The sequence below is a fragment of the Actinosynnema sp. NPDC037264 genome, assembly GCF_055603705.1.
Genome location: NZ_JBVJVK010000010.1, coordinates 196,561 through 218,238 on the forward strand (window position 1 = coordinate 196,561; position 21,678 = coordinate 218,238).

The 21,678-nt window shown below is 73.3% G+C and carries 18 protein-coding genes; 6 read left to right on the top strand and 12 right to left on the bottom strand.

The genetic code is table 11. The features are described 5' to 3' along the window. Nucleotides 1-45 precede the first annotated feature (45 nt). The 4 genes from ACZ7GX_RS15005 to ACZ7GX_RS15020 all read left to right on the top strand — a co-directional run bounded on the left by ACZ7GX_RS15005 (nt 46) and on the right by ACZ7GX_RS15020 (nt 6,203). Entirely contained in the window at nt 46-1,248 is a 1,203-nt protein-coding gene (locus tag ACZ7GX_RS15005; RefSeq protein ID WP_498776805.1) for a macrolide family glycosyltransferase, read from the top strand. A gap of 117 nt (nt 1,249-1,365) precedes the next feature. After that, on the top strand, nt 1,366-2,511 hold the full coding sequence (locus tag ACZ7GX_RS15010; protein ID WP_498776807.1) for a sensor histidine kinase: 1,146 nt from the start codon (nt 1,366-1,368) through the stop codon (nt 2,509-2,511). Nucleotides 2,512-2,584: 73 nt separating this feature from the next. Further along, nucleotides 2,585-3,229, top strand: a complete 645-nt coding sequence (locus ACZ7GX_RS15015) for a response regulator transcription factor (RefSeq protein ID WP_230567585.1) — start codon at nt 2,585-2,587, stop codon at nt 3,227-3,229. A gap of 223 nt (nt 3,230-3,452) precedes the next feature. After that, entirely contained in the window at nt 3,453-6,203 is a 2,751-nt protein-coding gene (locus ACZ7GX_RS15020) for a helix-turn-helix transcriptional regulator (protein ID WP_498776809.1), read from the top strand. A gap of 63 nt (nt 6,204-6,266) precedes the next feature. Here the strand turns inward: ACZ7GX_RS15020 and mftE are convergent, their stop codons facing one another. From mftE to mftA, 12 genes are all read right to left on the bottom strand, one after another. Next, the gene (mftE, locus tag ACZ7GX_RS15025) at nt 6,267-6,971 is read right to left on the bottom strand and encodes a mycofactocin biosynthesis peptidyl-dipeptidase MftE (RefSeq protein ID WP_498776811.1); all 705 of its coding nucleotides are present in this window, start codon (nt 6,969-6,971) and stop codon (nt 6,267-6,269) included. Next, nucleotides 6,968-8,320 (bottom strand): mycofactocin biosynthesis glycosyltransferase MftF, encoded by a 1,353-nt coding sequence (gene mftF / locus ACZ7GX_RS15030; protein WP_498776813.1) that lies wholly within the window; start codon nt 8,318-8,320, stop codon nt 6,968-6,970. Before mftF ends, mftE begins: the two co-directional genes overlap by 4 nt. Continuing rightward, entirely contained in the window at nt 8,317-9,102 is a 786-nt protein-coding gene (locus tag ACZ7GX_RS15035) for a mycofactocin-coupled SDR family oxidoreductase (protein WP_498776815.1), read from the bottom strand. The genes mftF and ACZ7GX_RS15035 overlap by 4 nt, the downstream gene beginning before the upstream one ends. Next, on the bottom strand, nt 9,099-9,947 hold the full coding sequence (locus ACZ7GX_RS15040) for a mycofactocin-associated electron transfer flavoprotein beta subunit (RefSeq protein ID WP_498776817.1): 849 nt from the start codon (nt 9,945-9,947) through the stop codon (nt 9,099-9,101). The genes ACZ7GX_RS15035 and ACZ7GX_RS15040 overlap by 4 nt, the downstream gene beginning before the upstream one ends. A 5-nt stretch (nt 9,948-9,952) precedes the next feature. Further along, entirely contained in the window at nt 9,953-10,243 is a 291-nt protein-coding gene (locus ACZ7GX_RS15045) for a ferredoxin family protein (RefSeq protein WP_498776819.1), read from the bottom strand. Beyond that, nucleotides 10,240-11,544, bottom strand: coding sequence for an FAD-dependent oxidoreductase (locus ACZ7GX_RS15050; RefSeq protein ID WP_498776821.1), 1,305 nt, complete (start codon nt 11,542-11,544; stop codon nt 10,240-10,242). The genes ACZ7GX_RS15045 and ACZ7GX_RS15050 overlap by 4 nt, the downstream gene beginning before the upstream one ends. Further along, entirely contained in the window at nt 11,541-12,554 is a 1,014-nt protein-coding gene (locus ACZ7GX_RS15055; protein WP_498776823.1) for a mycofactocin-associated electron transfer flavoprotein alpha subunit, read from the bottom strand. Before ACZ7GX_RS15055 ends, ACZ7GX_RS15050 begins: the two co-directional genes overlap by 4 nt. A gap of 71 nt (nt 12,555-12,625) precedes the next feature. Continuing rightward, nucleotides 12,626-14,581, bottom strand: coding sequence for a mycofactocin system FadH/OYE family oxidoreductase 2 (locus ACZ7GX_RS15060; RefSeq protein WP_498776825.1), 1,956 nt, complete (start codon nt 14,579-14,581; stop codon nt 12,626-12,628). Between the two features lies 1 nt (nt 14,582). After that, nucleotides 14,583-16,664, bottom strand: a complete 2,082-nt coding sequence (locus ACZ7GX_RS15065; RefSeq protein WP_498776827.1) for an oxidoreductase — start codon at nt 16,662-16,664, stop codon at nt 14,583-14,585. Further along, nucleotides 16,661-17,848, bottom strand: a complete 1,188-nt coding sequence (mftC, locus tag ACZ7GX_RS15070; RefSeq protein ID WP_498776829.1) for a mycofactocin radical SAM maturase — start codon at nt 17,846-17,848, stop codon at nt 16,661-16,663. Before mftC ends, ACZ7GX_RS15065 begins: the two co-directional genes overlap by 4 nt. A 28-nt stretch (nt 17,849-17,876) precedes the next feature. Continuing rightward, nucleotides 17,877-18,146, bottom strand: coding sequence for a mycofactocin biosynthesis chaperone MftB (gene mftB, locus ACZ7GX_RS15075; RefSeq protein WP_498776831.1), 270 nt, complete (start codon nt 18,144-18,146; stop codon nt 17,877-17,879). 9 nt (nt 18,147-18,155) lie between these two features. Continuing rightward, nucleotides 18,156-18,269, bottom strand: a complete 114-nt coding sequence (gene mftA / locus ACZ7GX_RS15080; protein ID WP_230567598.1) for a mycofactocin precursor MftA — start codon at nt 18,267-18,269, stop codon at nt 18,156-18,158. A 293-nt stretch (nt 18,270-18,562) separates the two neighbouring features. Between mftA and ACZ7GX_RS15085 the strand changes: the two genes are divergently transcribed. Then, nucleotides 18,563-19,411, top strand: a complete 849-nt coding sequence (locus ACZ7GX_RS15085) for a mycofactocin-coupled SDR family oxidoreductase (protein ID WP_498776834.1) — start codon at nt 18,563-18,565, stop codon at nt 19,409-19,411. A 518-nt stretch (nt 19,412-19,929) separates the two neighbouring features. Then, nucleotides 19,930-21,465 carry a glycoside hydrolase family 76 protein gene (locus ACZ7GX_RS15090; RefSeq protein WP_498776836.1) on the top strand — a complete coding sequence of 512 codons (1,536 nt, stop codon included), beginning with the start codon at nt 19,930-19,932 and terminating at the stop codon, nt 21,463-21,465. Nucleotides 21,466-21,678: the final 213 nt, after the last annotated feature.

Consider the following 21,678-nt stretch of genomic DNA (forward strand, 5'->3'; position numbering starts at 1 on the left):
ACCCGCCTCAGACCTGAGCCCGCCTACCGAATTGGACCCGCAGCGATGTCCCACCATTTCCTGTTCGTCGGCATCCCCGACCGCGGTCACGTGTTCCCGAACCTCTCGGTCGTGGCCGAGCTGATTCGCCGCGGTCACCGGGTCACCTACGTCACCGGTGAGAGCATGGCAGAGGTCGTCAAGCCCTCCGGGGCCACGCTGCTCCCGTACGACTCGAAGTACGACAAGGTCGACATCCTCGACATCATCAACTCCGACGCGTCGTTCATGCCGCGCACGTTGGTCGAGGACAGCGGCGCGATGGTCCGGGCGGCCCTGGAGGGCCTGGCCGACGACGTGCCGGACATGGTCATCGCCGACTCCGCCACGCCGCTCGCCTGGCGGATCCTGGGCCTGAAGTGGCAGCGGCCCGCCCTGCAGTCCGTCTCGGTGTTCGCCTCGAACGAGCACTTCTCCTACCTCCACGCGATGATGGAGGACGAGGACGGCGTGGTCAGCGAGGTGCCCGACGAGATGGGCGACGTGTTCGGCGCGATGGCCGAGGTCATCGCCTCGTTCGGGATCGAGACGCCGGTGTCGGAGTTCGTGCTGCCGGGCGAGGAGTTCAACCTCGTCTACCTGCCGCGGGCGTTCCAGTTCGCGGGGGAGACCTTCGACGAGGAGCGCTTCGCGTTCGTCGGCCCGTCGATGGACGACCGGCCGTTCCTGGGCAAGTGGGAGCCGCCCGCCGGCGACCGGCCCGTCGTGCTGGTGTCCCTCGGCACGGTGTTCAACCAGATGCCGGAGTTCTTCCGGGTCGCCGCGGACGCGTTCGCCACCGAGCCGTGGCACGTGGTGATGACCGTGGGCGACGGCATCGACCCCGACGAGATCGGCCCGCTGCCCGCGAACGTCGAGATCCACCGCTGGCTGCCGCACCTGGAGGTGCTCGACCGCGCGAGCGTCTTCGTCACCCACGGCGGCCTCGGCAGCGTCATGGAGTCCCTCCACACGGGCACGCCGATGGTGATGATCCCGTTGACGCCGGTCGACCAGCCGACGGCCAAGCGGATCACGCAGCTGGGCGTCGGCCGCATCCTGCCCTTCGGCACGATGTCGGTGGAGGAGCTGCGGGAACTGGTCGCCGAGGTGGCGGGCGACGAGGCGATCGCGGCGAACACCCGCGAGATGCAGCGGCACGTGCGCGAGTCGGGCGGCAGCAGGCTGGCGGCCGACGTGCTGGAGAAGCACCTGGTCGAGCACGGCTGATCCGGCGTTCGGCGCAACCTTCCCCCGCGTCCGGCTCCGTGTGCCATATTACTGACCTGGGCTGGCGGGGGGAGCTCATCGCCACCAACGGGCGGTGACGTTCAGGTCGGAGGCGACATGTTGGTGCGCAGGGACGGGGTGTTCGCCGGGTCCCGCAAGGGCATCCTGCGGACGTTGGGCTTCTTCTTCGCCAGCGCCGTCCCGCGCGTCGTCCAGTTCGGCCTGACGTTCACCGGCCTGGTGGTCGGCGCGATCACCACCCCGATCTGGATCGGCATACCCATCGTCGAGGGCACGCTGCGGATGACCGGCTGGTTCTGCCGGGTCGAGCGGCAGTGGGTCGGCCGGATGCTCGACGTCGAGGTGCCGCCGGTGGCGCCCATCGAGTTCGACCCGGACGAGGACCGCGGCCTGATCCGCCGCGTGTTCCGGCGCATCACCGACTCGCGGACGTGGCGCGAGGTCGCCTACGTGGCGCTCGCGATGCCGCTGGGCATCGCCGAGTTCGCCGTCGCCGCGATCGGCGTCGTGCTGGTGCCGGTCAGCATCTGGGCCGTGCCGTGGATCGGCTTCGCCCACGGGCTGGTCGCGCGCGGCGTCCTGGGCCCGACCAAGAAGTCCGAGCTGCAACGGCGGGCCGAACGCCTCCAGGCGTCGCGGGCCCGCGGCGTCGACGCCGCCGAGGCCGAGCGCCGCCGCATCGAGCGCGACCTGCACGACGGCGCCCAGCAGCGGCTGGTGTCGGTCGCGATGAGCCTGGGCCAGGCCAAGATGCGACTGGCCCAGGACCCGGAGTCCGCGCGCGAGTTCATCGAGGAGGCGCACGTCGGCGCCAAGCTCGCCGTGTCGGAGCTGCGCGACCTGGCCCGCGGCATCTCGCCGGCGGTGCTGCGCGACCGCGGCCTCGACGCCGCGCTGTCCGCGCTCGCGGCGAAGTCGCCGATGGACGTGCGCATCGACACCAAGCTCAACCCCCGGCCGCCGGCGGCCGTGGAGACGACGGCCTACTTCATCGTCGCCGAGTCGCTGACCAACGCGGCCAAGTACGCGGAGGCGACCGAGGTGACCGTGCGGGCGCGCCGCGACGGCGACGGCGTCACCTTGGAGATCACCGACAACGGCGTCGGCGGCGCGAAGATCCGCCCGGGCGGCGGGCTCGCCGGGCTGGCCGACCGCGCGGCCACCATCGACGGCGTGATCACCGTGGAGAGCCCGGTCGGCGGACCCACCGTCATCCGCGCTGAGCTGCCCTGTTCGTGGTGACGCGAAGCGCCGGGCACCGCGGCGCTCGGCCGGTAGGGTGCCTCGCGTACCGGCATTGCTGTCAGGAGAGCGCATGCGTGTTGTGATCGTCGAGGACGCCGCTCTGCTCCGGGCGGGGGTGCAGCGCCTGCTGGCCGACGAGGGCATGGAGACGGTCGCCGCCGTGGACAACCCCGACGACTTCCTCCGCGCGGTCGAGGAGCACCGGCCGGACATGGCGATCGTCGACGTGCGGCTGCCGCCGACGTTCACCGACGAAGGGCTGCGCGCCGCGGTGGCGGCCCGCGAGATCGTCAAGGACCTGCCCGTCCTCGTGCTGTCCCAGTACGTCGAGGAGACCTACGCGGCCGAGCTGCTGGCCGGCGGCACGACCGGGATCGGCTACCTGCTCAAGGAGCGCGTCGCCGACGTGGCGGAGTTCCTCGACTCGGTGCGCCGGGTCGCGGCCGGCGGCACCGCGATCGACCCCGAGGTCATCTCGCAGCTCATCGCGCGGCGCAAGGTCGACCCGCTCGCCGCGTTGACGCACCGGGAGACTGAAGTACTCGGCCTAATGGCCCAAGGTTTGTCCAATCGGGCTATCGAACGGGACCTGCACGTCTCCTCGGGGGCGGTCGAGAAACATATCGGCAACATCTTCGCCAAACTCGGTCTCGATGTGACTCCCGATGAGCACCGACGCGTGCGCGCCGTGCTCACCTATCTCGGTCACGCGTAGTAGGAACCCTTTTTGCGGATCTCCGCAAACACACCACACCTCACCCGTTTGTGGGTAGGCTCCACTCGGCCGCACCAGCGGCCACCACGCACGGTGAAGGGTATCGGGGTGCCGTCCTACCACGGCTCCCCGGTCGTCTCGTATTGAAACGGATACCTCTCGCGCCGTGTTCAGGTCTTCGCTTTGAGTGATGTACCCGTGAGCTGGCTTGGGGGTCAGACGCATGGCGTTTGTTCAATACGAGGAAGCGTTCGATTTGCTGCAAGGTCGCCTGGCGGAAATCTCCGCGGGCTGTGGCCAACTGGTCGTGGTGCGCGGTGGTCCCGCGAGCGGCAAGACGAAACTTCTTCACGAATTCGCGGGCTTGGTGACGGCCGGCGGTGCGACCTTTCTCGGCGCCAGCGGCTCCCGCGACGAGACCGGCCTGCCGGCCGGGGTGCTCGACCAGTTGTTCCACAGCGCCGGCCTGCCCAACGGCGTCGCCGAACGGGTGTGGGACCGGCTCTCCTCGTCCGCCGACGAGGCGCAGACCGCCCGGGAGATCTGCGCGATCATCCTGGACCTGGCCAAGGACCGGCCGCTGGTCATCGGGGTGGACGACGTCCAGTACGCCGACCCCCAGTCCCGCCGCCTCCTGCTGTACCTGCAGCGGCGGCTCGGCTGGGCGCGCATCCTGCTCGTGGTCACCGAGTGGGACCGGTCGCAGCCGACCGACCTGCTGTTCGGCTCGGAGATCACCCGCCGCCCGCACCACCGGCTCCACCTCGCCCGGTTGACCAAGCTCGGCGTGGCCGAACTGGTCGAGCGGTCCGTCGTGGACCCGGCCGCGGCCGGCAGGCTCGCGCCGGAGGTCCACCGGCTCAGCGGCGGCAACGCGATGCTGGTGCAGGCGCTGCTGGAGGACTACCTCAACAGCGGCGACGCCGAGCGGTGCGAGCCGGTCGTCGGCCCGGCGTTCCGCCGCGCCGTGCTGTCGTGCCTGCACCGCTGGGACAACCAGACGCTGGACGTGGCCCGCGCGGTCGCGGTGCTGGGCGACCTCAGCCAGCCGACCGAGCTCTCGCTGCTGACCGGGGTGGACGTCAAGGACGTCGAACAGGTCCTCGCCATCCTCACCGAGGCGGGGATCCTCACGGCGGGCCGGTCACGGCACCCCGCGGTCCGGGACGCCCTCCTGGGCGGCATGTCGGCCTGCGAGCGCGCGACCGCGCACCTGGACGTCGCCGAGATGCTGCACCGCCGCGGCGCCTCCGCGATGGACGTCGCCGACCACATCATCTCGGCCGGGTGCGTCCCGGACGGCTGGGGCGTCGGCCTGCTGCGCGCCGCCGCCGAGCAGGCCCTGGCCACCGACCGCGTGCAGCTGGCCCTGCGCTGCCTCAAGCTCGCGCTCACCGCGTGCGCCGACGAGCCGACCCGGCTGACGATCACGGCCATGCTCGCGCGCGCCTCGTGGCGGTTGAACCCGTCCGCCGCCGCGCCCTACGTGCCCGCTCTGCGCACGGCGTTGCGGGAGGGCAAGCTCTCCGGCCGTGACGCCGTCGTCCTCATCCGCTGCGCGCTGTGGAACGGCGACGAGGAGGAGATCGCGGACGTCCTCCGCGCGGCGCACGACAGCGCGGCGCTGTCCGAACCCCTGATCGAGGCCGAGCTGCGACTGGCCCACCACCTGATCTACGGGTCGGGGCGCAACCACTTCCCCCCGTCCGACCGGCCCGCGGCGGGCGACCCGTGGTCGCAGGCGGTGGCCGCGGTCGAGACGGTGTGGACCCAGGGCGCCAACGACGCCGCGTCGTCGAGCGCCGAGCAGATCGTGCGCAGCTACTGCCTCGGTGACAACACGCTCGGCATCGTGTCGTCGGCGCTGCTCGCGCTCGCCTACGGCAACCGGCTCGACAAGGCCACCGAGTGGTGCGACTCGCTGGTGGACGAGGCGACCCGGCGCGGCGCGACCACGTGGCTGGCGGTGTTCAGCAACATCCGGGCCGAGGTCGCGCTGCGCTGCGGCGACCTGTCGGCGGCCAAGTCCAACGCCGAGACCGCGTTGCGGGTCCTGCCGCCGCAGAACTGGGGCATGGTCGTCGGCTACCCGGTCTCGGTCCTGGTGAGCGCGCTGACCAGGACCGGCAGACACCAGGAAGCCGCCGAGGTGCTGAACTCGGTCGTGGTGCCCGAGTCGATGTTCGCCACCCTGGGCGGGCTGCGGTACCTCCAGGCGCGCGGGCACCACCTGCTCGCCACCGACCGGGCGCTCGCCGCGATCCGGGACTTCCGCGACGCGGGCGCGCAGGCGGAGAAGTGGGGCCTGGACGTGCCGGCGCTCGTGTCGTGGCGCAGCGACGTCGCCGAGGCCAGCCTGAAGCTCAAGCGGGTGTCCGAGGCGCGCGACCTGCTCAGCCAGCAGCTCGAACCGGGCCGGTGCGTGGACCTGCGCACCAAGGGCATCTCGCTGCGGCTGCTCGCCCTGGCCACCGAGCCCGCGCACCGGCCGGCCCTGCTCAAGCAGGCCATCAACGCCCTGCACGGCTCGGGTGACCGGTACGAGCTGGCCAAGGCGCTCTCCGACCTGAGCGCGGTGCAGAAGCACCTGGGGGAGGCCGAGCTGTCGCGCCAGACAGCCAGCCGCGCGGAGCAGGTCGCCAAGGCCTGCCGGGGCGTCACGCCCACGGGCTCGGTGAGCGCCGCGTCACGGCAGCGCACCGCGCCGCACCCGACGACGCCGGTCATGCACGCCCCGGACGCCCGGCCGGTCACCCTCACGCCTCGGGCGGACGAGGGCGCGCCGGTGCTGAGCAACGCCGAGCAGCGGGTCGCGATGCTCGCGGCGAGAGGTCACTCGAACCGCGAGATCGCCCGCACGCTCTACATCACGGTCAGCACGGTCGAACAGCACCTGACCCGCGTGTACCGCAAGCTCAACGCCAACAACCGGGGCGACCTGGCCTCCGTCCTCACGGGACAGGGCGTGTCGTAACCCGCGGTCGCGCATGGGGTTCCCGGTGGGGCGTGGCGTGTTCACCATGCCCCACCGCGGCCGTCACGGCGTGGGCGAAGCACCGACGTGGGCGTGGTGGAAGCGGTCCGCCGCGGCCAGCAGGTCCGCGGTCCACCGGGCCAGGATGCGGTGGCCCGCCTCGGCCGAGGCCGTCGTCGGGTCGCCCAGCACGCCGTTCGCGGTGACGGGTCGCAGCCCTCGTTCGCGCAGCACGCCCATCAGCTCAGGCAACGGGCGGGTGTCGCCGCGTTCCAACCGGTCCAGCCGCACGGCTTCCGGGCGCACCGCGAGCATCACCGACGTCTCGGTGTGCCCGGCGTGGCTGTCGCGCGGCGGACCCGTCGGCGACCAGACCGCGACCGACCGCCCTTCCGCGACCGCCGTCGCGACCGCCCGGCTCAGCGGCTCGGCGTTGCCACCGTGACCGGACACCAGCAGCACCCCGGCGAACACGTCGGCCGACCGCACCAGCTCCAGCACCAGCGCCCGCACCACGTGGTGCCCGATCGACAGCGTGCCCGGGAACCCGGCGTGCTCCCCGCTCGACCCGTAGGGCACGGCGGGCGCCAGCACGGCCCACGGCCGTGCCGAGGCCACCCGCTCGGCCAGGCACGCCGCCACCTCGGTGTCCACCGTGCCGGGCAGGTGCGGCCCGTGCTGCTCGGTCGAGCCGATCGGCACCACCAGCACGCTGCGGGGCGCGAGCTCCGCCACCTCGGGCCACGTGAGATCGCCGAGCGCGGTCACGACGGCGGCAGCTTGCCGGGCCAGTCGACGAGTTCGGGCAGCAGCGGCTGGACGGTCCGGTGCTTCACGCACCCCCACCACACCCCGCAGCCGTACGCCAGGTCGTCGACGACGCGGAGCCCCAGGAACCGCGCCGGGTCGAGCTCGACCTGGCTGTCCCGCCACTCCACGAGGTGCCGCGCGAGCGAGGCGGCCAACAGCCGCCGTCCCCGCTTCGACAGCGCCATCAGCGGCATCGCCACCGGTCCGTACACCCTGGTGATCGCGTCGGCGGCCTGCGTGCCCGCGCCGAGGTGGCCCTGGAGCGCGAGCCGCAGCGAGTCCACCTCGGGCACCTCGTACCGCTTCAGCTTGCGCGGCAACAGCGCCGCCGTGCCCAGCGCCACGCCCGCGCCCGCAACCGGCAGGCCCACCGCGGCCAACGCCCAGGCCAGCGCGCTCCACGGCGACATCTTCACCGGCGTCACGGCGGGACCGTGCCGCAGCCCCAGCGGGGCCGCGCCCGTGCCGTAGTCGAACCGCTGGCGCAACCACTTCCGCCAGGTCGATCGCGGCTCGTGCGCCACCGTGGACGCCGGTTCGTAGCGCACCAGGTGCCCGGCGGCCACCATTCGCCACACCAGGTCCACGTCCTCGCCGAAGCGCAGGCTCTCGTCGAAGCCGCCCATCTCGCGCAGCACCGACGTGCGCATGACGATCGCGGCGCTGGGCATGTAGCTGATCCGCGCGCCGGGGCGCACCGGACCCGGCGCGGTGCCGAGGTCGAGCGGTGAGCGCACCAGTTCGTACCGGGCCAGCGTCGAGTCGCCCGGCAGGCTGCGCACCCGCGGCGCGACCAGGGCCACCTCGGGGTCGGCGAAGTGCGGCAGCACGGCGTCCAGCCAACCGGGGTCCGGGTGCACGTCGGCGTCGAGGAACGCCACCAGCTCGGTGCGCACGAGCGCCGCGCCGGCGTTGCGGGCCGCCGCCGGACCGCGCGCGACCGGGTGCCGCAGCGCCGCGCCGGGCACCCTCCGCGCCGACCCGTCGTCGACGACGATCGAGGCGGCGACGCCGTCCACGGTGCGCAGCTCGCCGGGCTGGTCGCGCACCGGTGTCACGGCGGTGACGTCCGCGGTCGTCAGGCCGACCTTGTAGACCGGGTGCACCATCCCCGCGCGCACCAGCCGCTGGGCCAACGCCCGCCGGGCCGGGTCGTCGCCGACCGGCTCGCCGTCGAGCCACGACCGGACCACCTTCGCGCCGGTCGCCGACAGGCGCATCACCCGGTACGGCGACCCGCCGAGGACCACGCGACCACCGGCCAACGTCCGGGTGCCCCCGTCGAGGCGGAGCCACAACTCGCTCATGCGGTAAACCCTCCATCGGCGTGCAGCACGGTTCCGGTGACGGCCGAGGACTGCGGGCCGCACAGCCAGCTCACCGCGGCGGCGACCTCGTCCGGGTCGAGCAGCCGCTCGACGAGCTGGTGACCGGCGAACTCGGACACGTCCGCCAGCCCGTACAGCGCGGCGCTCGCGGTCAGCATGTCCGTCGTCGTCGAGCCGGGGGAGACCGCGGTGGCCGTGACGCCCGTGCCGCGCAGGTCGGTCGCCAGCCCGCGGACCAGGCCGACCACTGCGTGCTTGGCGGCGTTGTACCCGGCGAGGTGCCACAACCCGCGGTGCGCGGCGGCGGAGGCCAGGGCGACGAACCGCCCCGAGCGCGGCGTCGGCGCCCGCAGCAGGGCGGGCACGGCGGCCCTGGCCAGGTTCAGCACGCCGCGCACCCCGCTGTCGAACAAGGCGTCCCACTGCTCGTCGGTGGTCTCCCACAGGGGCGTGCCGCCGACCATCACCGCCGCACCGGCCACCGCCGCGTCCAGCCGGCCGAACTCCCGTTCCGCCAGGGCGACCGCTCCGTCCACACCGGACTGATCGCGCACGTCCGCGACGACGTCGAGCACCTGGCCGGGCCACCGCGCCGCCAGCTCCGCCAACTGCTCGCGCGTGCCCAACGGGTACGGCACGCCGGGCAGGTCGCCGGGTACGTCGACCGCGACGACCCGCCAGCCCTGCTCGGCGAGCTGGCCGACGACGGCCGCGCCGATGCCGCGCGCCGCTCCGGTGACCACGGCCACGCGCGGCGTCACGGCAGGTACCCGTGCTCGCGCAGGAACGCCAGCAGCTCGTCGGCCGCGGCCTGCGGCGTCCCGGGCGTGACGACGCGCGAGCGGACCTTCGGACCGGTCGGCCCGGACAGCGCCAGGATGCGCTCGTGGTGCGACGCGGTGCTCGCCGCCGGGAGCACGCGGGGCCGCGGTCGGTAGGGGCGCACGGACGTGACCGTCACCCGGTGGTCCGCGCGGACACCCGGCGACACCACCGGGATCACGGCCTGCCGGGCGGCGAGCACCGCGGGCAGCGCGCCGCGCCGCAGCCGCACCGCGCCGGGCTCCACCGAGCACACGGCGGGGAACCCGATGCGCAGCCGCTCGCGCCGGCCGCCGTCGAGCCGCCGCACGCCGTGCAGCTCACCGTCCCGCAGGTCCAGTTCGCACAGGCCCAACGCCTGCCGCGCGCCGAGCAACCCGGCGAGGAACGCGGGGGTGGTCCCGGTGCCGCGGTCCGCCGAGCGGTCCCCGCACAGCACGACGTCCGGCACACCGGGTCCGGCGCGCAGCCCGGCCAGCAGCGCCGCCGCGGTCCGGCTGCCGTCGTCGGTGTGGTCGTCCTCCGCCGGGTGGTCCACCCGCAGCACCTCGTCCACGCCGACTTCGAGGGCCAGTCGCAGCACGTCGTCCGCCCCGGGCGGACCGAGCGTCACCGCGACGGCACGGGCGCCGGGCAGCGCGGAGGCCAGGCGCACGGCGTGTTCGAGCGCGCAGCGGTCGGCCTCGGCGAGCCCGCCGGTGCGCGGGTTGCGCCGGACCCGCCCGGTGAGCGGGTCGACCGAGGCGTGCGTCTCGGTCCGGCGCAGGGCGGCGACGACGAGCACCGGCCTCACCCCTTCGTGAAGACGACGCCCTGGCCGCCGTCGGGATAGGTCCAGGTGATCGCACCCGGCTGGTCGCACAGCAGGTAGCACGTGCCGCACTCGAAGCAGTGCTCGTAGTTGAAGAGGATGCCGCCGTCCGCCATGGGCACGAACAGGTCGGCGGGGCACGCGTGCACGCACACCTGGGAGGTGCACGACGCGCAGACCGAGGTGTCCACCGTGATGTGCGCCCGCTCGCCGACGTGGAACTCCACAGTGGACAGCACGTCGTCGAACGCCCGCTCGGCGTAGCTCATCCGAACCCCCGCATCCCGGTCACGGCGTCGCGCACCAGGTGGCGCAGCCGCACCCCGTTGTCCTTCGCGCTGCGGCGCAGCAGCCCGCGCAGCCCCGGCTTGGGCCGGGGGTTGTCGACCTGGAACACCGACTGCGCCAGGTCGCACAGCAGCCCCGGGTACTGGCGCTGCACCCGTTCCGACATCACCAGGCCCGGGATGTCGCGCAGCTTGCGGTGGTCGGCGAGCACGAACGAGCGTTCCAACGCCTTGCGGTACCCCGCCAGGCCGCGCTTCGAGGTGTCGCCCTCGTCCAGCGCCGCCACCGCGCTGCGCCCGGCCTGCGCGCCCGAGCCCAGGGCGAAGTTCACGCCCTCCAGCCAGATCCCGGCCGCCAGGCACAACCCGGCCGCGTCGCCCGCGAGCAGCAGCCCGTCGTCGGCCAGTCGTGGCAGGTGGCGGTAGCCGCCCTCCGGGATGAGGTGCGCCGAGTACTCGACCACCTCGCCGCCCGCGATCAGCGGCGCGATCGCCGGGTGCCGCTTGAGGTCGGCGAGCAGGGCCTCCGGCCGGGTGCGCGCGGCGGCCAGGCCGGGCAGCGCGAGCACGACGCCCAGCGAGACCGACTCCCGCTGGGTGTAGAGGAAACCGCCGCCGGGCACGTCGCCCGTGCAGCCGAGCATCTCGATGTCCGCGCCTTCGTCGCCGCGCAACGCGAACCGCTGGTCGATCACGTCGCGCGGCAGGGCGATGGTCTCCTTCACCCCGAGCATGGTGTGCTCCGCCTGGCGGGAGGCGTCGAACAGGCCGGCCTCCTTGGCCAGGAACGAGTTCACGCCGTCGCACGCGATCACGACCCCGGCGCGCAGGTCGCCGTCCGGTCGGTCCGTGCGGACGCCGGCCACCGCGCCGTCCGGCCCGCGCAGCAGCCCGGTCGCCACGGTGGCGGGCACGAGGACCGCGCCCGCCTCGACCGCGAGCCCGGCGAGCCACGGGTCCAGGTCGGCCCGGTGCACGGTCGCGCCGTTGTGCGGTGGCCGGCCCCAGTCCTGCGTGCGGAAGTCGACGGTGAGCGCGCGTTCCTCGGTCATGACCATGGTGGAGCGGCGGGTGACCCAGCGCTCCACCGGCATGTGCTCCCACCAGTTCGGCACCAGGTCGTCCAGCACGCGGCCGTAGACCACGCCGCCGTAGACGTTCTTCGAGCCGGGGAACGGGCCGCGCTCGACCAGGGCGACCGACCGACCGGACCGGGCGACCTCCAGCGCCGCCGCCGATCCCGCCGGCCCGGCGCCGACCACCACCACGTCGAACTCGCTCATACGCCCAACCTCGCGGCCAACTCGGAGAGCACCGCGGGCGCGTCGGCCACGATGCCGAGGTGCGCCATCGCGGTCATGGGGCAGGACGGGTCGGTGTTCACGCTCACCACGTGCGCCGGGCTGCCGAGCCCGCTGGTGTGCTGCACCGCGCCGGACACGCCGAACGCCACGTACAGCTCGGGGTTCACCACGACGCCGGTGGTGCCGATCTGCCGTTCGGCGCCCGCCCAGTCGGCGTCGGTGACCGCCCGGGTTGCGCCCGCGGACGCGCCGAGCGCCGCGGCCACCCGTGCCATCACGTCGACGGCCCGCGCGTCGCCCAGCCCGACGCCCGCGCCGAAGATCCGGGGCGCCTCGGCCAGGTCGGCGGTGGCGGGGTCGGGCGCCAGGACCTCGACCGACGTCGCGTCCTCGGCGTCGCGGTCGTCGGCTGCCGCCTCGACCAGGTCGGGCGTGCCGTCGACCGCGTGGACGCCGCGCACGCCGGGCAGCAGCGTCGCGACGAACGGCCCGTCCACGGCGAGCTCGACACTCACCCGACCGTCCCACCGCACCACTTCCGCACCACCGTCCGACACCCGCACCGCACCGGGCAGGAGGGGACGGCCCAGTTCGGCGGCGAGCCGGGGCGCGAGGTCGCGACCGTCCGGCGAGCCCGGCAGGATCACGCAGTGGTGCCCGGCCAGCGCCCGCACGAGCCCACGCGCCCACCGACCTGGCGCGAACGCCCCGGCCTCGACGAGCGTGCCGAACGCCAACGCCCCGAGCGCTCCCGCCGCCACCCGCGTGCCGGTGCCGACGATCAACGCCACCCCACCGGCCTCGGCAACCGCCTCGTCCGCGCCCAACGGCACCACCCCGTCACGAACCGGGACGACCGCGACGCGCTTGCCCACGCCTTCACCGGCTTGTCGCACCACTTCGGTCTGGCCGCCGGTCTGCTGCGCCCTCGCCGCCTTGCCGCCCGCCTGCGAGGTTCCCTCTGCTTTGCCGCGCGACTGCTCCGCCACTTCAGCCCGACCACCGACATCCGACTCAACCGGATCTCCCGGGCGCGGAGCCGACCCACCGACCGCGGCGCTCACAGGGCTGCCGCCGTCCGGTGGCCTTCGGCGACCGCCGAGTCCGCGCGCCGCGGCGTCAGGCAGTCACCCACCCGGTGCACCTCGAACGGCGCGTCCCGCAGGTCGTGCCACAGCCCGTCCTCCGGGTCCTGGTGCACCGCGCACACCACCCAGTCGTAGCGCTGCTGCACCGTCACCCCGGTGGTGTGCTTGTGCAGGTCGACCAGCACACCGCCGTCCTCCGCCCGCCACGCGCCGGTCACCACCTCGTCGGTCGACTGGGCGATCCCCTTGGCGTGCGCGCGGATCGTGAACATCTCCAGGTCCAGCGTCAGCCCGAGGTCCTGGCCGACCACCATCCCGGGCGTGCTGATCCGCACCGAGGCCCGCCGGTCGGCCAGCAGCTCGGCCACCGAAGTCGCCTGGTGGAACCCCAGCTCGTCCACCACCAGCACCTCGCCGAACGGCGCCGCCCGCCCCTCCAGGACATCCCGCACGTCCACCACCCGTTCCAGCTCACCGGCCCACCACGGGCGCTTCGGCCGCGCACCGGTGGCCAGCACGACCACGTCCGGCGCCTGCGCCCGCAACCACCCCGCGTCGACGCTCACGCCCGTCCGCAGGTCCACCCCGGACCGCCCGCACTCCGCGAGCAGCCCGCGCACCAGCTCACCCAGCTCCACCCGGCTCGGCACGGTCGCCGCCAGCGCCACCTGACCACCCACCTGCGCGGCACGTTCCAGCAGCGTCACGTCGTGCCCGCGCCCCGCGGCCGTCGCCGCGGCCTTCAACCCCGCCGGCCCACCACCCACCACGAACACCCGTCGGCCACGTCGGCGCGGCGTCGGCAGCACGACGGTCTCCCGCCCGGCACGCGGGTTCACCACGCAGCCCAGCCAACGCCCCAACCCGACCCGACCGACGCACTCCTGGTTGCACGACAGGCACGCGTTGACGTCACCCGCCCGCCCCGCGCGCGCCTTCGCGGCGAACTCGGGGTCCGCGATCTGCCCGCGCACCACGCCGACGAGGTCGCACTGGCCCTCCGCGAGCGCGCGCTCGGCCTGCGCCGGGTCCTTGATCCGACCCGAGCCGATCACGGGCAGGCGGACGGCCTCGCGGATCGCGCTCGCGATGTGCAGCGCGTACCCCGGCGGGAACGCCATCGACGCCTCGATCATGAACAGGGTGGACGTCGCCACGCCGATCGAGGTGTTGAGGTAGTCCACCGCGCCGGTCGCCTCGACCATCCGCGCGACCTCGACGGCGTCCTCGATCCTCGTGCCGTTCTCGATCAGCTCGTCGCCGCACAGCCGCACGCCCAGCGCCCGGTCCGGTCCGATCGCCTCCCGGACCGCCTCGACGATCTCCAGCAGGATGCGGGCGCGGTTGCGCGCCGAGCCGCCGTAGCCGTCGGTGCGCAGGTTCGTCACGGGCGACAGGAAGCCGCGCACGATCGAGGAGTGCGAGCACTGCAGCTCCACGCCGTCGAAGCCGCCCTCCACGCAGTGCGCGGCCACGGTGCGGTAGCCGGCCACCACCTCGGCGATCTCGCCGTGGTCCATCGCCTTGGGCACCTCGCGGAACAGCGGGTCGGGCACCGCGGACGGCGCCCACACCGGCAGCCGCGAGTACATCGAGGACGCCTGGCCGCCGTTGTGGTTGAGCTGCGCGAAGATCGGCACGCCGTGCGCGTGCACCGCGTCGGTGATCCGCCGGTAGCCCGCGATCGCCTCGCGCCGGAAGCCGTGCACCAGCTTCTCGTACGGCCAGTCCGTGACGTGGGTCGAGTGCTCCTCGGTGATGACCAGGCCCGCGCCGCCGGCCGCACGTGCGGCGTAGTACTCCGCGTGCGCCTCGCTGGGCAGGCCGTGACGCGCCTGGTTGGTCAGGTGCGCGGCGAACACGATCCGGTTGGGCACGACGACCGGGCCGAGCCGGACGGGGGAGAACAGGTACCGGTAGCGCGACACGTCACACCCGCCCGAGCACGCGAGGGGACGTGGCCAACGACAGTGCGGCACGTCGGCCTTCGAGGACGGCCTGGTACGCGGTGCGCGGCGCGACGCAGTCACCCGCCGAAGCCAGCCCGGTCGGCGTCGGGCTGGGCAGCCGGTGCCCGCAGTGCACCACCACCGAACAGTCCACACCGGACTCGACACCGGTGATGACGTTCACCAACTCCGCGCGCCCGTCGAGCACCCGGCGCAGTGCCGCGCGCTTGAGCAGCCGCACGCCCGCCACCTGCAACCGGGTGTTGGCCGCGGCCAGGTCGCCGGTGATGGCGAGCTGCGTGCCGATCACCGGGTCCTGGGTGACGATGGCGGTGTCCCGACCGGCCGCGGCCAGCAGTTCCGCCGTGCCCGCGCCGGTCCAGTCGCCGACGGGGTCCACCACCAGCACCGGCCCGGCCGGCACGAGGTCGTCCACCTGCGCGCCCGCGGCGAGTCCCGCGAGCAGGTCGCGCGTCTCGATCACGGGCCCGTCCGACGTGTACGCCCGCGGTCCGGCCACCGACCCGGTGGCCAGCAGCACGGAGGCCGCGGGGTCGAGGTCGGCGAGGTCGACCCGGGTCCCGGTCTCGACCCGCACGCCGAGCCGCCGCACCTCCCGCTCCAGCCAGGACACCAACTCCGCGAGCCGCGCCCGCCCGGCGAGCCGCGCCGCGACCAGCAACGTCCCCCCGAGCACGTCCTCCTGCTCCACCAACCGCACGGACCGCCCCCGCAACGCCAACACCCGCGCCGCCTCCAACCCGGCGGGCCCACCACCGACCACCAACACCTCGTCCAACACCGAGCCCGAGCCCGCGCCGATACCCGCACCCGCGCCAAAACCCGCGCCGGCGTCCGACATCGCACCAACACCCACGCCGGCGTCCGAACCGCCGCCGGAACGAGTGCCCGCGCCCGAACCCGCGTCCCATCCCGTACCCGGCCAAGGCAGGTCCACCGGCGGCTCTTCCACCTCGTACCCGCTGCCCGGGTCGCCCAGGCAGCTCACCCGGGGGTTGCGGCTGTCGCGCACCCGGCAGAACTGGTTGCACAGCACGCAAGGCCGGATGCGCTCCGGCGTCCCCGCCCGCACCAGCGACACCAAGCGCGGTTCGGCGATCTGCGCCCGCGTCATCTCCACCAGGTCCGCCGTGCCGTCCTCGACCGCCGCACGCGCCGCACCCGGGTCGACCACGCTGCCCTGCCACACGACGGCCGCCCGCCCCGACACCGCCTCGCGGACCGCCCGGCACAGCCCCGCGTTGAACCCCGGCTCGGTGTGCGAGTCGGGCCGCGTCGCGGACACGTTCATCGCCGACCCGCGCACCGGCACCACGTAGTCGACCACGTCGGCGAACCCGGCGAACGACGAGACCGCGTGCTCCGGCGTGATCCCCGCCCACGGCGCCAGTTCGTCGCACGACAGCCGCAGCCCCAGCACCCGCCCGTCGCCCACCTCGCCCCGCACCGCCGCCAGCACCTCGACCAGCAGCGCCGTCCGGTCCTCGCCGTAGCGGTCACCGCGCAGGTTGGTCAGCCCGGAGAGGAACTGCCGCAGCACGGAGTACTGCCCGGCGTCGACCTCCACCCCGTCCACGTCGCACGCCACCGCCGAGGCCGCCGCCGCCGCGAACCCCGCCACGAGCGCCGCGATCTCACGCTCCTCCAGCTCGGCCGGCAGCTCACGGCTCACCACGTCGGCCACCCGCGACGGCGCCCACAACGCCCGCTGCCCGTACGCCGAGCTGCCCTGCGAGCCCGCGTGCCCCAACCCCGCCAGCACCAGCGCGCCGTGCGGGCGGCACGCCGCGACCACCGCGCGCCACCCGTCGGCGCACGACGCCGCCAGCGGCGCGCGTTCGTAGGGCCAGTCCGAGTCGTGCACGCTCGCCGTCTCGGTGACGATCAGCCCGGCCCCGCCCGCGGCCCGCCGCTCGTAGTACGCGACGTGCCGCTCGGACAGCGCGCGCCCGTCACCCAGGTTGGTCTCGTGGGGCCCGAACAGCACCCGGCTCGGCGCCGTCCGCCCGGCCAGCACGACCGGACCGGTCAACGCGGTCATCGCGGCACTTCGAACCCGCTCAGCGGATTCGGGTCGCACGGGCGCAAGGCCGGCGCGGGGACGACGGCGGGCGGCCCGAAGGTCAGCTGCAGCGGCACCGCCTTGCGCCGCGAGTGGTCGACGTCCGACCGCGGCGCCGCGCCGACCGTGGCCAGCGCCCGTTCGCCGTGCCCGCGCACGCACTCCGGGTCGGGCCCGTCCAGCGGCAGGCCGGTGAAGAACTTCGCCGCCATGCACCCGCCCTGGCACGAGTCGAACGCCGAGCACGACGAGCACGCGCCGCCGTCGGAGGGCTCCCGCAGCCGGGCGAACAGGTCCGACCCGCGCCACACCCCGGTGAAGCCGCCCGGCTCGCGCACGTTGCCCGCCAGGAACTCCCGGTGGATCGCGAACGGGCACGCGTAGACGTCGCCCACCGGGTCGACCAGGCACACCACCCGGCCGGCGCCGCACAGGTTGAGCCCCGGCAACGGCGCCGAGCCCAGCGCGTTGAGGTGGAAGAAGGAGTCGCCGGTGAGCACCCGGTCGCCGTTGGCCGACAGCCACTCGTACAGCCGCAGCTGCTGCTCGGCGGTCGGGTGCAGCTCGTCCCACACGTCGGCGCCGCGACCGGACGGGCGCAGCCGGGTGATCCGCAGCTGCGCGCCGTGCTCCTTGGCGATGGCGGCGAAGTCGTCCAGCTGGCCGACGTTCTGCCGGGTCATCACCACGCTGATCTTGAAGTCGCGGAAGCCCTCGTCGCGCAGGTTCGCCATCGCCCGCAGCGCCGTGGCGTACGAGCCGGGTCCGCGCACCACGTCGTTGACCTCGGCGGTCGCGCCGTCCAACGAGATCTGCACGTCGACGTAGTCGGACGCGGCCAGCGCGCGGGCCCGGGCGCGGTCGATCCGCACGCCGTTGGTGGAGAACTTCACGCCCACCTGGTGGTCCACCGCGTAGTCGACCAGTTCCCAGAAGTCGGGGCGGACGGTCGGCTCGCCGCCGCCGATGTTGACGTAGAAGACCTGCATGCGCTGGAACTCGTCGATCAGCGCCTTGCACTCCTGGGTGCTCAGCTCGCGCGGGTCGCGCCTGCCCGAGGACGACAGGCAGTGCACGCACGCCAGGTTGCAGGCGTAGGTCAGCTCCCAGGTCAGGCAGATCGGGGCGTCCAGACCCAGCTTGAAGTGCTCGGACAGCTTCATCGCGCGCCTTTCAGCGAGGTGGCCGGCCCTACGGGCGCGGTTCGATCGTGCCCGCCTCGGCGAGCCGGGCGAGGGCCGCCAGGTACGTGCGGTGCTCCTCGGGCAGCACCTCGGCGGCCACGAGCGCGGCGGCGGCGGAGGGCTGGTGCTCCAGCGAGCGCACCACCTCGACCAGCTTGGTGGACTTGAGGAACGACAGCCGACGGGTGCCGAAGTGGTAGGCGAGCGCGCCGAACGGCTCCGGGCGCAGCGCGAGCGCGGGCGAGCAGCGGTAGGGCCGGTCCGGGTCGAATTCCATCCGGTCGACCTAGTAGACGCCGCACATGCCGTCGATCGACACGTCCTCGACGAGCAAGTCGGCCTCCACCAACGCGTTGTCGGCGTCGTTCTGCGGAATCGAGGTGTCCTGGGTGCCGCTCATGCCGTGCTCCTCGGATCGGCTGCTCAAACCGGTTCAGTGGACGACTGTAACCAGGGGTCGTGGGAGTGCCTAGCCCCTAGTCCCCTTACCCGACAGGGGATTGCGGACGAGTTCGGAACACCGGGCCGCTAGGGGGTCGAATGTCTTCCCCGGGCTGCGGGGGACCGGTAGACAGTTGGCGGGTGTCAATGCTCCGACGGGTGTTCGCGAGTTCCGACGCGGAACACCGGAACCGGTGATCGCGGCATCCGTCGACGAATTGTTCGTTCACAGCGATGGCAGGAGGCCGCACAATGGGCCGCGTTGAAGACAAGGTCGTGCTGATCACGGGCGCGGCGCGTGGGCAGGGTCGCAGCCACGCGGTGCGGCTCGCCGAGGAGGGCGCCGACATCATCGCCCTCGACCTCTGCGAGGACCTCCCGGGTATCGACTACCCGATGGCCTCGGAGGAGGACCTGGAGGAGACCGCCCGCCTGATCGAGAAGGCCGGGCGCCGGGCGTTCACCGCGAAGGTCGACGTGCGGGACCGCGCCGCGCTCCAGCAGGCGATCGACGCCGGCGTGGCGGAGCTCGGCAAGCTGGACGTGGTGATCCCGAACGCGGGCATCGCCCAGCTCGGCCCGGGCCGCCCGCTCACCACGTTCACCCAGATCGTCGACATCAACCTGACGGGTGTGCTCAACACCGTGCACTCGTCGCTGTCCTACCTGCAGCCCGGCTCGTCGGTCATCATCGTCGGCTCCGCGGTCGGCCTGATGCCGGGCCACGGCGACCCCGGCCCGATGGGCCCCGGCGGCGCGGCGTACTCGGTCGCCAAGCAGACCCTGGTGCTCTACACCAACATCCTCGCCACCCAGCTGGCGCCGATGAGCATCCGGATCAACGCGGTGCACCCGTCCAACGTCAACACCGCGATGATGCACAACCCGTCGATGTACAAGATCTTCCGGCCGGACCTGGAGGAGCCCACCCCGGAGGAGGGCGTGCAGGGCTTCTTCGCGTTCCACGCCATGCCGATCCCGTTCGTGGAGCCGGAGGACGTCTCGCACGCGGTGCTGTACCTGGCCTCGGACGAGTCGCGCTACACCACCGGCACGCACCTGAAGATCGACGCCGGCGCCCTGGTCAAGCAAGGCAAGTGAAGTAAGTCCCGAGCCCGGTGGCGGATGGCCGTGAAGCCATCCGCCACGGGGTTTCGGCGCCTTGTCGGAATGCGATTCGCAGGGCGTGCTCCCGAGGTGCTCTCGAATTTGCGGAATGATGTCCGGTGAATTGCCGGGCTGATGGGCGATGAATTTTCGGCACCACCCCTACCCGGCTGATCCGTGCATTGTTCGGGGTGGTCGACGCGGTGTGTCACTGCTTCAGGGGTTCCATTCCCGATCAGGGTGTCGGCCGCGCGGGCGGCCGACTTGGCGTCGTCGACGCCCAGGGCCCGAAGGTCGAGGGCCGTTTGTTCCGTCCTCTTTGGACTGTATGCGCGAACCCGGACGGCCCGGCGTGGTCGATCTTCGAGGGCCGCGGCCGGCCGGCTTTGACACGAACCTGTCCGGTGCTCCGTGTTGACGCTGTGCGAAGGCCGGTCCTAGCCTCGGTGTGAGAGCGTTCTCACACCCTGTCGGCCACCCACTCCCGTTGGGGAGGTCCTGTGCTGAACACCGTGGTTCACGCATCCCTGCTCCTGTCCTTTGTGGTCTTGGCGCCCGCATCGCCCGCCACCCCACCGGATCCGGTCACCGCGCCACCGCCGGCGACCGCCGTCTGCGACAGCTACTGCGACGACCGCGACCCCGCCCTGCCGCCCAGCGCGCACCGGTCGCCGTCCCGGCCGTCCGCCGGTTCCCGGTCGATCGCCCTCGGACCGGTCTGCAACCTCCACTGCGACGGCCGCGACCCCGCCCTCTCGGCGGGGGAGCGCGTCGCCCAGTCCGTGCCCGTCGGCACCCGTCGGGTCGCGCTGCACTTCGACAGCTCCGAGACCATGGGCTGGGCGGTGATCTCCGGTGGCGGCCAGGGCGACGCGGTCTGGCTCGACCGCTCCTACGACGCGGGGGTCACCTGGCAGCCCAAGCTCGGCTCGACCACGACACCGGCCGGCTACGGCGGCTGGCGCACGTCCATGCACAACGTGGACGACTGGGCGAACCTCGGCGTCGGGCTGCTGCGGGCCTGCGGCCAGCCGGCCGGGTCGTCGTCGATCGCCTGCACGAGCTGGTACCGCACGACGTGGAACGCCGGGAACCGCGGCACCGCGGCGGCCACCGCCCTGATGCAGCGCTACAACCTGAGCACCGGCCTGTTCGACACCACCGGCTGGTGGAACGCCGCCAACGCGCTCAACGCGATCATCGACAACGCGCGGGTCAGCGGCATGGGCAGCTACCGCTACGCCATCGCGCGGACCTACGACCTCAACCGGAACGCCTGGGCGGGCAACTTCATCAACGAGTACAACGACGACGTCGCGTGGTGGGGCCTGGCGTGGATCGCCGCCTACGACCTGACCGGCGACCGCCGCTACCTCGACACCGCCCGCGCCGGCGCCGACCACGTCCACCGGTACTGGGACCAGACCTGCGGCGGAGGCATCTGGTGGACGTCCAGTCGGACCTACAAGAACGCCATCGCCAACTCGCTGTACGTCCAGCTCAACGCCGCGCTGCACAACCGTTTGCCCGGTGAGACGACCTACGCGCAGCGCGCGAGGGACGGCTGGCGGTGGTTCGAGAACAGCGGGATGATCAACGGTTCGAACCTGGTCAACGACGGGCTCGTCACGTCGACGTGCCGCAACAACGGCCAGACCCCGTGGAGCTACAACCAGGGCGTGCCGCCGGCCGCGTTGACGGAGCTGCACCGCGCCACCGGCGACCAGGCGTACCTCGCCAGGGCACGCGCGCTGGCCGACGCCTCGACGACCAGCACCGCGCTCAACCCCGGCGGGATCGTGTTCGACAACGGCGGCGGCGGTGACGTCCCGTCGTTCAAGGGCGCCTTCGTGCGCGGGCTCGGTCAGCTGAACCGGGCGTTGCCGGACCGCCCGTACACCGCCTACCTCAAGAGGCAGGCGGACACCGCCCACGCGCGCGACCGGTCCAGCAGCGACTCCTACGACCAGCCGTGGGCCGGGCCGTTCCAGCGCAGCGACGCGGCACGCCAGCACAGCGCGGTGGACCTGATGAACGCCGCGAGCTGACCGTTCCCGCTCCCGCGGACCCGGGGGGGGGGGGGGGGGCAGAGGGGGGGGGGGGGGGGGGTGGTGGGGGGGGGGGGGGGGGGGGGGGGGGGGAGGGGGGGGGAGGAGGGGGGGGGGGGGGGGGGGGGGGGGTTTTTTTTTTTTTTTTTTTCCGTGGGGGTGGTTCCCCCCCAGTCTGGGGGGGGAACCAGACACCACCCCTTCACAACAACC